The organism is Mammaliicoccus lentus (assembly GCF_002902755.1).
GTDB classification, from domain to species: domain Bacteria; phylum Bacillota; class Bacilli; order Staphylococcales; family Staphylococcaceae; genus Mammaliicoccus; species Mammaliicoccus lentus.
Window position 1 is genome coordinate 1 of sequence record NZ_PPRS01000031.1, and the last position, 14,541, is coordinate 14,541.

Annotated in this window: 17 protein-coding genes; 6 read left to right on the plus strand and 11 right to left on the minus strand. The window is 30.3% G+C overall.

Features of this window, described 5'->3' with window-relative positions; all coding sequences use genetic code 11:
* Together CD135_RS08935 and CD135_RS08945 are read right to left on the minus strand one after the other, a co-directional pair.
* Window positions 1-245: IS110 family transposase (locus CD135_RS08935; protein ID WP_338141522.1), on the minus strand; the 245-nt coding region annotated here is incomplete at its 3' end.
* Between the two features lie 257 nt (window positions 246-502).
* Entirely contained in the window at window positions 503-1,153 is a 651-nt protein-coding gene (locus CD135_RS08945) for a metal-dependent transcriptional regulator (protein ID WP_064211718.1), read from the minus strand.
* Window positions 1,154-1,299: 146 nt separating this feature from the next.
* Here CD135_RS08945 and CD135_RS08950 point away from each other — a divergent pair, with 146 nt between their 5' ends.
* The 3 genes from CD135_RS08950 to mntC are packed head-to-tail and all read left to right on the plus strand — an operon-like array spanning window position 1,300 to window position 3,767.
* Complete coding sequence (locus CD135_RS08950; protein WP_017001212.1) at window positions 1,300-2,013, plus strand: metal ABC transporter ATP-binding protein; 714 nt, start codon at window positions 1,300-1,302, stop codon at window positions 2,011-2,013.
* Window positions 2,013-2,840: a metal ABC transporter permease gene (locus CD135_RS08955; protein ID WP_026023754.1), complete on the plus strand. Its 828-nt coding sequence runs from the start codon at window positions 2,013-2,015 to the stop codon at window positions 2,838-2,840. The genes CD135_RS08950 and CD135_RS08955 overlap by 1 nt, the downstream gene beginning before the upstream one ends.
* A 9-nt stretch (window positions 2,841-2,849) precedes the next feature.
* Window positions 2,850-3,767, plus strand: a complete 918-nt coding sequence (gene mntC / locus CD135_RS08960; protein WP_103269275.1) for a manganese ABC transporter substrate-binding lipoprotein MntC — start codon at window positions 2,850-2,852, stop codon at window positions 3,765-3,767.
* An 807-nt stretch (window positions 3,768-4,574) separates the two neighbouring features.
* Here the strand turns inward: mntC and CD135_RS08965 are convergent.
* The 8 genes from CD135_RS08965 to CD135_RS09000 are packed head-to-tail and all read right to left on the minus strand — an operon-like array spanning window position 4,575 to window position 11,036.
* The gene (locus CD135_RS08965; RefSeq protein ID WP_064211717.1) at window positions 4,575-5,066 is read right to left on the minus strand and encodes a Na+/H+ antiporter subunit G; all 492 of its coding nucleotides are present in this window, start codon (window positions 5,064-5,066) and stop codon (window positions 4,575-4,577) included.
* Complete coding sequence (locus tag CD135_RS08970) at window positions 5,044-5,337, minus strand: Na(+)/H(+) antiporter subunit F1 (protein WP_017000804.1); 294 nt, start codon at window positions 5,335-5,337, stop codon at window positions 5,044-5,046. The genes CD135_RS08965 and CD135_RS08970 overlap by 23 nt, the downstream gene beginning before the upstream one ends.
* Window positions 5,337-5,819 (minus strand): Na+/H+ antiporter subunit E, encoded by a 483-nt coding sequence (locus CD135_RS08975; protein WP_017000805.1) that lies wholly within the window; start codon window positions 5,817-5,819, stop codon window positions 5,337-5,339. The genes CD135_RS08970 and CD135_RS08975 overlap by 1 nt, the downstream gene beginning before the upstream one ends.
* A gap of 2 nt (window positions 5,820-5,821) precedes the next feature.
* On the minus strand, window positions 5,822-7,318 hold the full coding sequence (locus tag CD135_RS08980; protein ID WP_103269276.1) for a Na+/H+ antiporter subunit D: 1,497 nt from the start codon (window positions 7,316-7,318) through the stop codon (window positions 5,822-5,824).
* Window positions 7,311-7,658: a Na(+)/H(+) antiporter subunit C gene (locus tag CD135_RS08985; protein ID WP_017000807.1), complete on the minus strand. Its 348-nt coding sequence runs from the start codon at window positions 7,656-7,658 to the stop codon at window positions 7,311-7,313. Before CD135_RS08985 ends, CD135_RS08980 begins: the two co-directional genes overlap by 8 nt.
* Window positions 7,655-8,080, minus strand: a complete 426-nt coding sequence (locus tag CD135_RS08990; RefSeq protein WP_017000808.1) for a monovalent cation/H+ antiporter subunit B — start codon at window positions 8,078-8,080, stop codon at window positions 7,655-7,657. Before CD135_RS08990 ends, CD135_RS08985 begins: the two co-directional genes overlap by 4 nt.
* Window positions 8,067-10,466: a DUF4040 family protein gene (locus CD135_RS08995; RefSeq protein WP_103269277.1), complete on the minus strand. Its 2,400-nt coding sequence runs from the start codon at window positions 10,464-10,466 to the stop codon at window positions 8,067-8,069. Before CD135_RS08995 ends, CD135_RS08990 begins: the two co-directional genes overlap by 14 nt.
* Window positions 10,467-10,484: 18 nt before the next feature.
* Window positions 10,485-11,036 (minus strand): tyrosine-type recombinase/integrase, encoded by a 552-nt coding sequence (locus CD135_RS09000; protein WP_103269278.1) that lies wholly within the window; start codon window positions 11,034-11,036, stop codon window positions 10,485-10,487.
* A 137-nt stretch (window positions 11,037-11,173) separates the two neighbouring features.
* Between CD135_RS09000 and CD135_RS09005 the strand changes: the two genes are divergently transcribed.
* A complete protein-coding gene (locus tag CD135_RS09005; RefSeq protein WP_017000811.1) occupies window positions 11,174-11,383 on the plus strand; it encodes a DUF1659 domain-containing protein in 210 nt (69 codons plus the stop codon).
* A gap of 35 nt (window positions 11,384-11,418) precedes the next feature.
* The gene (locus CD135_RS09010) at window positions 11,419-11,634 is read left to right on the plus strand and encodes a DUF2922 domain-containing protein (RefSeq protein ID WP_017000812.1); all 216 of its coding nucleotides are present in this window, start codon (window positions 11,419-11,421) and stop codon (window positions 11,632-11,634) included.
* Window positions 11,635-11,750: 116 nt separating this feature from the next.
* On the opposite strand, the gene CD135_RS09015 is transcribed toward CD135_RS09010, so the two are convergent.
* Window positions 11,751-12,080, minus strand: coding sequence for a transcriptional regulator, SarA/Rot family (locus CD135_RS09015; RefSeq protein WP_017000813.1), 330 nt, complete (start codon window positions 12,078-12,080; stop codon window positions 11,751-11,753).
* Window positions 12,081-12,342: 262 nt separating this feature from the next.
* Here CD135_RS09015 and CD135_RS09020 point away from each other — a divergent pair, with 262 nt between their 5' ends.
* On the plus strand, window positions 12,343-14,523 hold the full coding sequence (locus CD135_RS09020; RefSeq protein WP_103269279.1) for an AraC family transcriptional regulator: 2,181 nt from the start codon (window positions 12,343-12,345) through the stop codon (window positions 14,521-14,523).
* The last annotated feature ends 18 nt before the right edge of the window (window positions 14,524-14,541 follow it).

Here is a 14,541-nt window from a genome sequence, read left to right on the forward strand (position 1 = left end):
GCTTCTAAAGGATTCAACTCAATATAATTAATTTGGTTAACTCGACAGAACCGAACCATAGCTCTTGAATATATACCTGTGGATTCAAAAATTAATTTTGGCTGATTTACACGATTCAAATAATTTAATAAATAATTATAACCATTTTTGTTATTTTGAATAGTAAATTCCTTTTGGAATTTTTCATCGATATAGTGTGCAATCACACTATCTTTTTTACTAATATCAATGCCTAAGTAATCGATAAATAAAACCTCCTTAATAAATTTGAGAAGTTATAACTTTACTGAACCTTTCTCATTTCACTTTCCTATACACGGTTTCAAGAACCCAACATACTACAATCGAATTTCAAAAGGCGAGAGTAAAGCTGACTAGTTTTTTTTACGGATTTCAAACCCAAGAGATCGCACAGTCTACTCCTCTCTATAACTATAAAAAATAGCTATGAAAAAATCTATCGTCATAGATTTCTTCATAGCTAATCTTAGTATGTTTTATTTTATCCTTCTTTAGTTCCGAATATATATGAAGCATTTGTTTCGCTAATCATAATCGTCTTACCATTTAAACTTAATTCTATTAATTGATTAAGTTCATCTTTCTTAGTGATTTCAACGATATCACCTATTAGTAATTCTTCATTACTTAAATAGTCTAATAGATTAACATAGTCCATAACACGTTTGATTTTTATTTTATCGCCTACTTCAAATGTACTAAGTGGCGTATTATAAATCTCTTCGATTTGATTTTCTCTCGGTATAATTCCACCGTGTGGACATGTTTTAGGATAATCCATCAATTTATCTATTTTCTCAATGAAGTGTTCAGAAACTCTATGTTCTAAAATTTCCGCTTCTTCATGTACTTGATCCCATGTGTATTCTAATTCCTCTATTAAAAATCGTTCTATCAGTCTATGACGCTTAATAATATTTGCAGTATGATTTAAACCTTTTTGAGTTAATTTAACACCTTTATATGGACGTATATCCACATAATCCTCTTTCTTTAAACGTAACATCATCTCACTAACAGATGAGGGTTTTATATTTAAATCTTGTGCTAAATTTTTATTAGATACATAATCTGTCGTCCCGTTTAAACCAAATATTGCTTTTAAATAATCTTCTTGTTCTTCAGTCAACATTTGTTCTGACCTCACTTTTTTTAGCATATTTTTATTGTACCACGATTTATTTTTCCTTGCTATCTCTTGACTTTAACATAATTTACAGTTATATTAAAAACATAGTTTAGGTTACCCTAAACTTATTTTCGGAGAGAGGTGATAACATGTTACAGGTTAAGAATTTGAATTTATCATTAGGACATCAGCACATATTGCATGATATTAACTTAACAATTGAATCATCGGGAGAGTTAATTGGTATCATGGGACCCAATGGTGCGGGTAAATCATCATTGCTTAAATCTATCCTTGGTGAATTCAAAGCAACTGGTGAAGCATTATGGAATGATAAGCCAGTTAAACAACAGCTGACGGAACTAACTTATATTCCGCAGAGAAATTCATTAGACTTGGATTTCCCTATTACTGTGAAAGACAGTTTAATTACTGGCTATTATCAAACTTCAGGTTGGTTCAGACCTATGAAGAAAGAAGCTTATATTAAAAGAGATGAATTATTAAATGAACTTCAGTTAACTAATTTAAAAGATAAAATGCTAAATGAGTTAAGTGGTGGTCAATTACAACGTGTTCTTTTAGCGAAAGCATTAATGAAAGAGAGTGACTTTCTATGCCTCGATGAACCGTTTGTTGGTATTGACTTCAAAAGTGAAGAAATCATGATAAATCTGCTGCGACAATTAAAATCAGAAGGTAAACTGATTCTAGTTGTTCATCATGATATTCAAAAAGCTAAAGAATATTTTGATAGAATAATCCTCCTCAATCGATCATTAAAATTCTTTGGCTCTGCTAACGAAGCATTATCTGACGAAAACATAAAAGAGGTATTTTTAAAGGATGGCGTTGTATTATGATGAATGAATTTATTTCATCACTCGTAAATTATAATTTTTTAAGTAGAGCTTTGATTACTTCAATCATCGTCGGAATCGTTTGTGGTATTGTAGGTAGCTTGATTATATTAAGAGGTCTTTCATTAATGGGAGATGCAATGAGCCATGCTGTATTGCCTGGTGTAGCGCTCAGTTACTTATTTAACATACCAATGTTTGTAGGTGCTCTTTTTACAGGTATGCTGACAAGTTTTTTAATTGGTTTTATTTCACAAAACTCTAAAACAAAAAATGATGCCGCAATAGGTATTACTTTCACAGCATTCTTTTCGATAGGTATTATTTTAATTAGTCAAATCAACTCCTCTACAGATTTGTATCATATTCTATTCGGAAATATATTAGCAGTAACAAAAAGTGCATTTTATACCACAAGTATTGTGAGCATTATTGTAATTTTATGTGTTGTGATTTTCTATAAACCACTGCACTTGTCTACTTTTGATCCAATTGCAGCTAAAATGAGTGGTCTAAATACAAGATTAATTCATTACTTTGTCATGATGTTATTGGCATTAGTAACAGTAGCAAGTTTACAGACTGTCGGTATTATCTTAGTAGTAGCGTTGCTTATAACACCTAGTTCTACTGCTTTCCTTATTACTAAGTCATTAAAAACTATGATGATTGTTGCAAGTACATTGAGTGCAATAAGTGCAGCCTGTGGCATGTATATTAGTTACCTATATAATTTGCCAAGTGGAGCTTGTATAGTCCTAGTAAGTTGTGCATTTTATATACTAGTATTTACTATACATAAACTTAAAAATAAAATTCAATTTAATTAGGAGGCATCTATGAAAAAATTATTATTACCTTTAATAGCAATTATTTTAGTTTTGGCTGGTTGTAATCAATCTAACTCTAAAGACGATTCAAAACTAAAAATTGTTACGACGAATTCAATACTTGGTGATATGACTAAAGAGGTTACTAAAGGTAACGCTGAAATTACTAGCGTAGTACCAATCGGTCAAGACCCCCACGAATATGAAATTAAACCTAAAGATGTTAAAGCTATTACAGATGCTGACATTATTATCTATAACGGCTTTAACTTAGAAAGCGGTAATGGTTGGTTTGAAAAAGCATTAGAACAAGCAAATAAAAAAATCACTGACAAAAATGTTATTCAAGCTACTGAAGATGTAAAACCAATATACTTAAAAAGTGGCGAGGGAGATGAAAAGAAAATTGACCCTCATGCTTGGTTAAGTATTAAAAATGGTATTCAATATGTTAACACTATCGAGAAACATCTTAGTAAATTAGATGATGAACATAAAGATGATTATAAAGATAACGCTGATAAATACACTGAAAAACTTGATAAATTAGACGATGAAATGTCGAAAGCATTTAACGACATTGATAAGAAAAAACGTGCATTTATTACAAGTGAAGGTGCATTTAAATACTTTGCAAAAGCTTATGACATTACACCTGGTTACATTTGGGAGATAAACACGGAAAAACAAGGTACACCTGACCAAATGAAACAAGCAGTAAACTTTGTACGTGATCATAATCTTAAAGCATTAACAGTAGAAACAAGTGTAGATAAGAAAAGTATGCAGACTCTAGCAGAAGAAACAAACCTAAAAATTCAAGGTGAAGTCTATACAGATTCAATCGGTACTAAAGATTCCGATGGTAATTCTTACTACAATATGATGGAACACAATGTCAAAGTGATCCATGACACAATGAAATAATAACCCCTCCTCCTCATGTATATAATAAACGAAAAAGGGAATGGAACAGAAATCTCATTTTAATAAACAGGTTTCGTAGTCCCATCCCGGCAAGGATGACTAGGATTGGAAAAAGCTTGATATAGGCGCATTTTCAATCCAGTCAGCTACTTGCATTATAATTAAAGAGGCTGAGACATATATTTATGTCCCAGCCTCTTTTTGCTAATTCTTAAATCTACTATTTTTCTTATGTTTATTGTTATTATAGTAACCTCTAAATCATATTTCACTTTAGATTTTCTTGTGAAGATATACGAAAGTGATTTATTTTCAGGTCTGAACCAGAAGTAAAAGTTAATTCGTGAGTTTAGGCATTACATAATCCAATAGAGGTGTGTGTAGTTGGATTAATGTGTTAGTAAATCCAACAAGGGTGTGTCTAATTGGATTATTGAAATAGAAAATCCAATAAAGGTGCGTGTACTTGGATTAATGTGATAGATAATCCAATAAGGGTGCGTGTACTTGGATTAATGAAGTAGTAAATCTAATAAAGAGCGTCTAATTGGATTTAAGTAGTAGTATATCCAACAATAATATCAACTCTAGCTTTTATTGATCAATTTCATCCAAAACGATCTAAGGATTTATGTCCCTAACTCGTTTTTTTATATTAGCAGCGGTTGACTCGATCGAACCATACACTAGACAAGCATGCACGAACAAAATTCTAATTCACATAAAAATAACATCTGATTTCTAACTGAATAAATCATTGAAATCAGATGTTATTTATTTTGAATTGATATTTATGTTCCAGCTGTTTTATTTTAAAGTTGGGTCGTCTTTTTTCATAACTTGCTTATATTTACTGAATGTTTCTTTATCATTTTTAGAGAAAGCTTCGTTCATAATTCTTCTTTTTTCTGCTCTTCTTCGTCTATCTTTTTTAGATTCTTTTCGGTCATATCTAAAGTTCAACGAAGTTCCTTTTTTTGTAAATTCTTTCATAAACATATATGAACCAGAATTATATGCCGCTCGTATAATCATATGACCAGCAACTGGCGATGTTAAATATAAAAATAGTATAGTTAATAAAGTACGAACACTAAAGTAATCTTTCGTTACTAAGAAATAAAAAAATACACCCGTTAAACAAAGTAAAACAGATAATGTAGAGCTTTTTGTAGCAGCATGACTTCTTAGAAAGGAATCTCTAAATCTCACAATACCTATCGAACTAATTAAAGCAGTTATAGAACCTAATAATATTGATATAGCTGCAATTAAACTAACGATCTCGCTTAGATTCAAAGACACGACCCCCTTCAATGAAACGAGAAATTCCAACTGTACTTAAGAAGGCTAAAATAGCAATAATTAAACTCGCTTCTAAATAACTGAAGGTGTCATAAACAATGCTCAATATACCTACTGTAGAAACTAAGATTGCACCCATAGCATCAAATGCTATAACTCTATCAGCAGTTGTAGGGCCAATAATTGTTCTAAATAGAACAATTACAATAGATATACCATATATAACTAATGCCGTTTTTATGATAAACATGATAGCTATTTCCATTATTTAAGCACCTCCCAGATTAATTTCTCATACTTCTTAATTTGCTTTGTTAAAATCTTTTTCTCTCTTTCAGAAACATCAATCGCATGTATAAAGAATCGTTGTCCATCTGGTGATAACCTTAATACGACTGATCCCGGTGTTAACATGATTAACAACGTTAATAATGTTATAGCCCAATCTTGTTTTAATGTTGTTTCATAAGTAACAAGTCCTGGATTCAATTTATTTGTTTTAAATAAAATATAATTAATTGTTGTAATACTGGATGTCACAAGCTGATAGTTATAAACACAAATAAATTTAAAAATAACCCATACTTTTTTCATATAAAAAACATGTCCGAAAAATCTATGCATTAAGTAAACGATGAACATACCAATCAAGTAACCTGAAATAAATGTCGATAAATGAAATGTATCTTCGTCTTGAAATAAAGTCCACAAGAAGGCAATTAAAATATTTAATAATAGTTGTGCCATTATTATTTAGCCTCCACTTCTACATTTGGAATAACTTCTTTAAAATATTCAAGCTCATTCATGTTAAACTGAGCTGCCATTTCAGAAATATTTAATACATATTGAGAAGCAATACCTAATATTATTGTTGTTACTGTTAATATTATCATTGCATATAATTTATTCTTAACAAAAACAACTTTACCAACTTGAGGTACACTTTCTCTGCCGAAATACATTACTAAAAATACGCGTAATAAACTATACATTGCAATGATACTTGAAATAATCATCACGATAACGCCAAATGTATAACCATTTTCAAGTGCGCCTTTAATAATTAATAATTTCCCAGGAAATCCACTGAGTGGTGGTACGCCTCCAATTGATAGTATCGTAATAAAGAATATGACACCTAAACTTGGATAATGTTTAATTAAACCACCAAATTGGTCATAATATCTTGTACCTGTTAATAATACAAAAGTACCTATGATTAAGAATAATAAAGTTTTGATGATCATATCATGTCCGACATAGAATATAGCACCGGTAATCCCTGCTAAATTGTTTGCGCTCAATCCTAATACTGCAAATCCAATAGATAGTATCACTTGGTACGCTGCTATTTTCTTAATATCTTTAAATCCAAGAACACCTATTGTTCCAATAATCATTGTAAGTATCGCCATAATGTAAAGTAAGAAATGTGTTACTTCTGGCTTTTGATCAAACATAAGTACCATCACACGAATAAGTGCGTATACACCTACTTTAGTCATTAAACTCGCAAATAAAGCAGCTAATTCTGTATTCAATGCTGCATATGCTTTCGGAAGCCACATAAATACGACAAGCGCTGCTTTACCTCCAAATACAAATATCATGATAATTGCGACTAAAGTAGTCGTGGTAGGTTGGTTACTTTCACTAATTCTCATTGCAATATGACCGAAGTTTAAAGTACCTAACGTACCGTATATATAAGCAACGCCCATTAAGAAGAACCAAGAGCTCACAACGTTAATCACGACGTAAATGATACTTGCTCTTAACTGTTCTATTGATTGACCTAATGTTAATAATACAAATGAAGCTAATAACATTATTTCAAACATTACATATAAGTTGAATATATCAGCAGTTAGAAAACTACCATTAACCCCACTTAATAAGAACAATATAAATGATGGTAAAAAGTAGCGGTTAGCTAACCTTTCTCTCTTACCAAAACCAAAGTATATAATCACTGTGACAACAAAGCAGGAAATAGTAGTGAATAATAAGCTGAGCTCATCACCAACAAACTGAATCCCAAATGGTGGTTGCCAGTCTCCGAAGTTGATAACAAGTGCTTTATTCATACTGACATCGACTAATAACCAACCACTTACAATCGTCGTAAGTGCTAGAAAAGTGATGGCGATACGTCTTGTTAACGCTAATCGTTCTTTAAAGAAGAACAATATTAAACCAATAAATAGTGGTACGAGTAATGGTATAAGTATTAAATTATTCATCTACGTCTTCATCCTCACCGCGTAACGCCTCTATTCTGTTGACTTTCGTCAATTTAAATGTTCTATACACTAAAACAAGTAAAAATGCTGTTATCGCAAAGCCAATAACAATTGCTGTTAAAATTAATGCTTGAGGTAAAGGATCGACATAGTCTTTTCCTTCACCATTTATGAGTGGTACATTTCGACCACCAAATTCGCTCATTGATAAAATCATTAAGTTAGCTACGTGTGTATAAATAGCTGTACCGATAACAATACGAATTAAGTTTTTAGATAAAATCATATACGTTCCAACGAAAGTAAGTACACCAATGATAATGACTAATATTAAATTCAACTGTTATCACCACTTATCGCAAGCATGATTGTTACAATGGATCCTACTACTGTAAGTAATATCCCGAGTTCAAATAATGTTACGCTTGAAAGATGAATTTCACCTAATAGTGGGAACGTAATATATCCATCTTCATGTGTTAACATTGGATGCCCAAAGAACATTGGTATAATCGCTGTGCTCATTGACACTAGACACCCTATAATTGTAACTGCTCTAAAATCTATCGGTAATGATTGAACAACTGTCTCAACATCAAATGCTAAGAACATTAAGATAAACGCAGAACTAAAGACTAATCCACCAATAAATCCACCACCAGGATTATCGTGTCCCGCAAGGAATATATAAAAGCCGAATGTCAGAATGATAAATATTGCGATTTTTGATATGGTTTCTAATACTACATCATTTTCTTTCATCAGGCTCATCCTTTCTTATCTTAAATTTAACGAGTGTATAAATACCTAGTCCGGCAATCAATATAACGATTCCTTCTAACATTGTATCTAACGCTCTAAAGTCTCCTAAAATACCATTTACGATATTTTTAACACCTGCTAATTCATCAGCGTTATCATAATAATAAGAAATTTTATCGAATAGATTATCTTGTTGCATCATGATAACAAAAATTACGACAAATACCGCCATTAAGAGTGCGATTGCTAATTTAACGATTTCTGCTAAAACATTTGGTTTATCTTTCTGCACGTTTGGCAAATGGAAAAATACTAATAAAAATAAGACTGTCGTAATAGTTTCAATAACCAATTGCGTTAAAGCTAAATCAGGTGCTTTCATAAATATGAAAACAACAGCAATCGAATAACCGATTACACCATTTAAAATAGTCATTGTCATTCTTTCTCTAATAAACATTAATGCTGTCGCTGTAATCACAATGTTAATCAATATAATAATCTCGAATGTTGAAGCTTCTGTAATATGGTAATACGCAATATCGTAAATACCGACATGATATATGCCATATGCCATAAGTACGAAAAATATTACATAAATGATGTGTAAATATTGATTCAATCTATTATTCATTACAATTTGAATTAAATATGCGCTTACCCGATCCAGTAAAGTCATACCTTTATTATAAATTGTATTGATTTCTATATTTTTTGATACTTTGCTATAAATAAATGTCCAATTTGGCCATATTACTAATAATGTACCTATTAAATATATTCCTATAGTTAAAAACAATTCAGTTGTAAATCCATGCCACGCTTGAATATGAGGTATATATTCCATTACTTTATCCGATTGGAATATATCACGTAACGCTGGACCTATTAAATATTTTCCTAATACATTTGGAATAAAGAAAAATAACGGTACAAATATTACAATTAAAACAGGCGCTATAAGAAGTCCCCCGCCATCATGACGTGGTACTTTAGGCAATTGTTTTTCTTTCATTTCCCCAAAGAATGGCTCTTTTATTAACTTTAAACAATAAACAAAAGTAAAAATACTACCTATAAATCCTGCTGCTATCATCACGAAAGACATCGTTTGATTGAAAATATCCACTTGTCCTGTCTCTACCAGACTAGTGAAGAACTTTTCTTTACTCAAAAAACCATTAAATAATGGAATACCTGCCATAGATAAAGCAGAGATTGACATTACAATTGCTGTAATAGGCATTACTTTTCTTAACCCGCCCAATTTATTAACATCTCTTGTCCCTGTTTCATGGTCTATAATACCTACTCCCATGAACAGTACACTTTTGAAAATAGCGTGGTTAATTAAATGAAATAAAGCTGCAAATAAAGCTGCAATAAATATTTCATGTCCCGCTTCAAAGCTTTGATTTAAAGCTAACAAGCCTAAACCAATCATAGACATAATCATACCTAATTGACTGATTGTAGAATATGCTAATAAAGCTTTTAAATCTTTTTTACTTACTGCAAAGAAAGATCCTACTAACATTGTAACTAACCCGACTGTTACAACTGTATACACGACCCATTCACTTTGACCAATAATAGGTGTAAATCTAAGTAATAAATACAAACCAGCTTTAACCATAGTAGCTGAGTGTAAGTAAGCACTAACAGGCGTTGGCGCTTCCATAGCATCTGGCAACCATATATGAAATGGAAATTGTGCTGATTTTGTAAACGCACCGAGTAAGATTAAAATGACTGCAAGTACAAACCATGGTGATTGAAACACTTCATCAATCATACCGACTTGTTCAGTAATTGTATTCGTACCCGTAATGCTATATAACAATATCAACCCTACGAGCATAGCCATACCACCAAAAACGGTAATCAAGAAAGATTTAAGTGCCCCTTCTTGGCTTCTTTCTCTTTGATACCAATATGCAATGAGTAAGAAAGAAGATATACTCGTTAATTCCCAAAATGAATATAGCAAAATTGTATTATTAGAAAGTACAACACCTAACATTGCCAACATAAACATTAGCAAGTATGTGTAAAATCTTGGGAGATTATCTTTTTCATGAGAAAGATAATAAATAGCGTAAAGGAATACACCTGCGCCAATGAGTGAAATAAGAAGTGCAAAAATTAAAGATAAACCATCTAATCTCAAATCTAAATTAAAATCAATTATAGGTATCCACTCTTTAAAAAAAGAAACAGTATGCCCACTCGATATGTATTTAATTTGACTCAAAAAATAAATGGAACTTATTAGCGGCGCGATTAAACTTATCCAACCAGCAAAGCGGCTAAATTTAGTATTCATAGTCATAAGGACAATAGCCATTACAACTAAGATGGTGAAGAACAACCATATTAAAGCCATACACGAACTCCTTTCTTTTTATATATTTAGTTCTATTGTTGTTTCTTTTTTTATTGTGGTTACATCTATAAATTTTAAAGTTTCTAACAACGATTGATGACCTAAATATTTTTGTATTATTGAAACTGATACACCCGATTTAAATGCATGAAACGCAAAAGTTTTCCTTAAGGAGTATAGACCAATATTTTTCAATCCAACTTCTTCTGCAGCAACATGAATGACCCGATATGCTTGTTGTCTAGACAATTGTTTCTTCGTCTTGATAGATCTAAATACAAAGTCTTCTTTTCCTAACATTTCCATACGTATATAAGATGACAAACTTGATCTTAAGTGCAATGGAATCACTACTTTAATCAAATCCTTTTTATCATTTACCCAGTTAGAAATAATGTCATTATCTTCATCTAGTAAATCTTGAACAGTTAAATTTAATAATTGATTTACTTTAATACCTGTATGAATAGCAAGACTAAATAATAAATAATCTCTTTCACTGTGTGATTTTAATACTTCATACATCGCTCTAATATCATCTTTATTCTTAATTGGAGATACTTGTTGCATGCATTTCGTCCATCCTTCCTAATTAAGGTACATATTAATAATAATATATATTTGAGTAACATGAAAGAATTTTTAACTAATTTGTGGTCGTTTTTTTAATCTCATTTCGATATATAAAGTGAAAGGAGGTTAGCAAAATGGCAACAGTTAAAGACATCAACATCATATTGTTACATCAGTACTTAGATGAGAATGCCAAAGTGAAAAATGTTCAAAGAAAATTTAAAGCAATTAAATTAAATGTAACAAATGAACAAGTTAAAACTTTTAAAGGCATTATCGAAACGTTATCTGACGAAAAGTTCAAAGATGCTTATATCGTCAAAACAATTCAGATAGAAGATTAATTCTATCCTCTCAATCTACCAAGGAGGTGAATTTCATGAAACTCGTATTAGAACTTACTTTTAAAACTTCAACAGATAAAACTTTCACATTACAGATCCAAAACCCAAAACGTGATCTCACTGAAGAAAACGTACGCCAGGCGATGGATAGTATTTTAAAATTAAATTTATTTGATTTATCTAAAGGTGAATTAGTTTCTATTCATTCAGCGCACTACGTAGAACGCTCAACACGTACTGTAATCAAGTAATTTTATAATATCCTTTTAAATCATTTTTAAATTCTATAGAAAAACCCAAAGAAAATCTTTTCACTTGAAAGGATTTCCTTTGGGTTTCTTTTTGAATAATTAAACCTATTGTTGTTTTATATGTCTTTTGCTATTTGTTCGTATTGAGCCTTTTGTTCGTCTTCCATGTAATAGTAAACTTTTCTTTCATCTAGCTCACTTCTATATTTATTAATATAATCTTTTCTATATAATTTAGCTAAATTTGTTCCAATGTTAGAAGGTTTCGTTTGAAGTTCTGTTAGCTTCCCGTTAAGTATTTCTTTAATTGTAATTTCTTCAGATCTATAGATTTCTTCTAATATTATAAAATCAACTAATGTTAAACGTTTTTCGTTTTTTAAATTTGCGATTTTATTCTCATAATCTATCATATCTTGAATAATCTTGTTGAAATTCCCTGTCATTCTATATACCTCCATTTTAATATTTTCCCCGTTTTTAATAGTTTACAATACAACAATAGCATTAAGTATTATTGTAAACCGTTTTAATTTCAGATTTTGATTAAATCAATTCATTTATTTGATTTATTATCATCTTTCTTATAAAAATTATTTAATAATCCAACTTTTTCTTACTTTTTTTGATATAATAGTTTAAAATGTAATAAAAATATGACATTATTTGATATAAAATGTAATATCTTAGTGAAGATGAGGTGAAAAAGTGTACAATTACGACATTTCATTGCATAAAGAAGGCATTATTAACCCTAAAAAGTTAGGTTATGGTGCATTATGTTTTGTGCTAGAAGGAAAAGCAATATTAACTTTAAATCAAAAAACATACACATTTACCGTCGGTGACTTATTTTATTTACAGGATAATGACAATTACTTACCAGTAATAAACGACGGCTTAGTCGCAGTATTACATATTGGATATTCAATGATGGAAAGTTTAAGTGGCGAAGAGTCTTACCTATATTGGATACCGAAAACTACAAAAACAAATCAATTAAATAAATATAAACATCAAATAAAGGATTTATTTATAAGAGCTATTTTAGCAGATTTAACGAATATAAAGATTAGACGTAGCCATTATATCGTTGAAATTTATAAAATTATGTATGAGCGTTTTAAAGAAGAAACAAATTATTATGGACAAACAAAAATGGAATTAACAGGACTTATACGTAAAGTGAAGCAATATGTTGATAAGCATTACCAAGAAAAACTATCACTGAACCTCGTAGCTGACTTTTTCTTTATTTCTCCTGAACATTTATCACGTGAGTTTTCTAGACAAATAGGTACGACGTTCACTCAATATTTAAAAGAAACACGTTTGTTCCAAACTACTTACGCCTTGTTATTTACACAATTTAAAGTCGAACAAATTGCAGACTATCATGGATTTTCTAGTTACCATAATTTCAATCGTCAATTTAAAGAACAATTTCAATTAACCCCTAAACAATATCGTTTAATGTATCAACAGAAAAAAATAAGTAAAAAAACTGAGACAATGACAGAAGATGAGCGTAAAACTTTAATTTCTAAATTGCAAAAAATGATGCATAATAAGTCTCTCGTTCATGAGTACAAACATTTAACTTTTAAAGATTTACCTTTACAAAAATTAAAGGCTAACCATAAAACTTATTTACATATCGGTGACGTTAATGATTTTTATACTCCATTCCTTGGTACAATATTGGAAACTGTAGAAAATATACCTCGTAAGCCTATCATTGTTATTCACTGTTCATTAAAATCATTTTTCTGCGATATAGAAAAACATAAGTATCGACATAATTTAGCTTTTTGTTTAAGCATGTTTTCAGATACAAATATAACGCCATGTATAAAAATATATGATTTTGATGTACAAGATCATATGTTCAAAAGTAAATGGTCAGAATTTATAGATGTTATACATAACTATTTCGTTAATAAACAAGGTGAATTTTACTTTGATATCAAGTATGACGAACTCACGCATATACAATCTCAAATTAATGACTCTAAAGAAAGCTTACCTGATTTACAAATAATGATAAATGGACCTGATCCATTTAAACATGATTACGAGCAACTTGATATAGATATGCAACTATGTAAAAATGTCGATTCTTTTGCAATATCTTATAGCTTTAATGAGTTATTCGACTTTAACAAAATGAATAATCATGATATAGCGAAAATAAAAAGTGACTATACTGAAAAGCTTATTCACAATTTAAAATTCATGAAGAACAATAATAAAAACGTAGTACCTATAGAATGGAATGTCATTCATGGCGATTCGAGGACGACGAGTGATTTTTATTTCAATGCTGCTATTATTGTAGATCATTTATTAAGTATCACAACTTATGTGTCTGGTTTAGGCTTCTGGTTATTAGAGGAAACTTCAACCGATCTCACAACTATAAATCAACCTTTATCACTACATTTAAAACACCACTGTAAAAGTCCTGTTAATTATTTAATATATATATTAACGTACTTTAACCAACAAGAATTCGAAAAGGGACAAAATTATATTAAGTTTGAGCAACATAATAAAATATTTTTCCTTTTATTTAATTATGAACTATATAATCCAAATGATATCAACTACCAGAATAATGTTGGTATTAGTCTTTCTTACCGTGACATACCTTTTAATACTTTTAGAGTAACTAACATTACATTTGATCAGGATAACGGTAATATCTTCAAAGCAATTAGAAAATTAGATAACGAACGTTTTAATATTGATTATTTCAACACAGTTCTATTAGATAAATACTGTTCTCCAGATATAGAAATGGCTGATTATAATTCTAAGGATGTAGATGAGACATATTATTTAAAAACTAACGCTATCAAATTGCTTATTATTCAAAAAAGAAGTTAAATACAAAAATGCACCTCA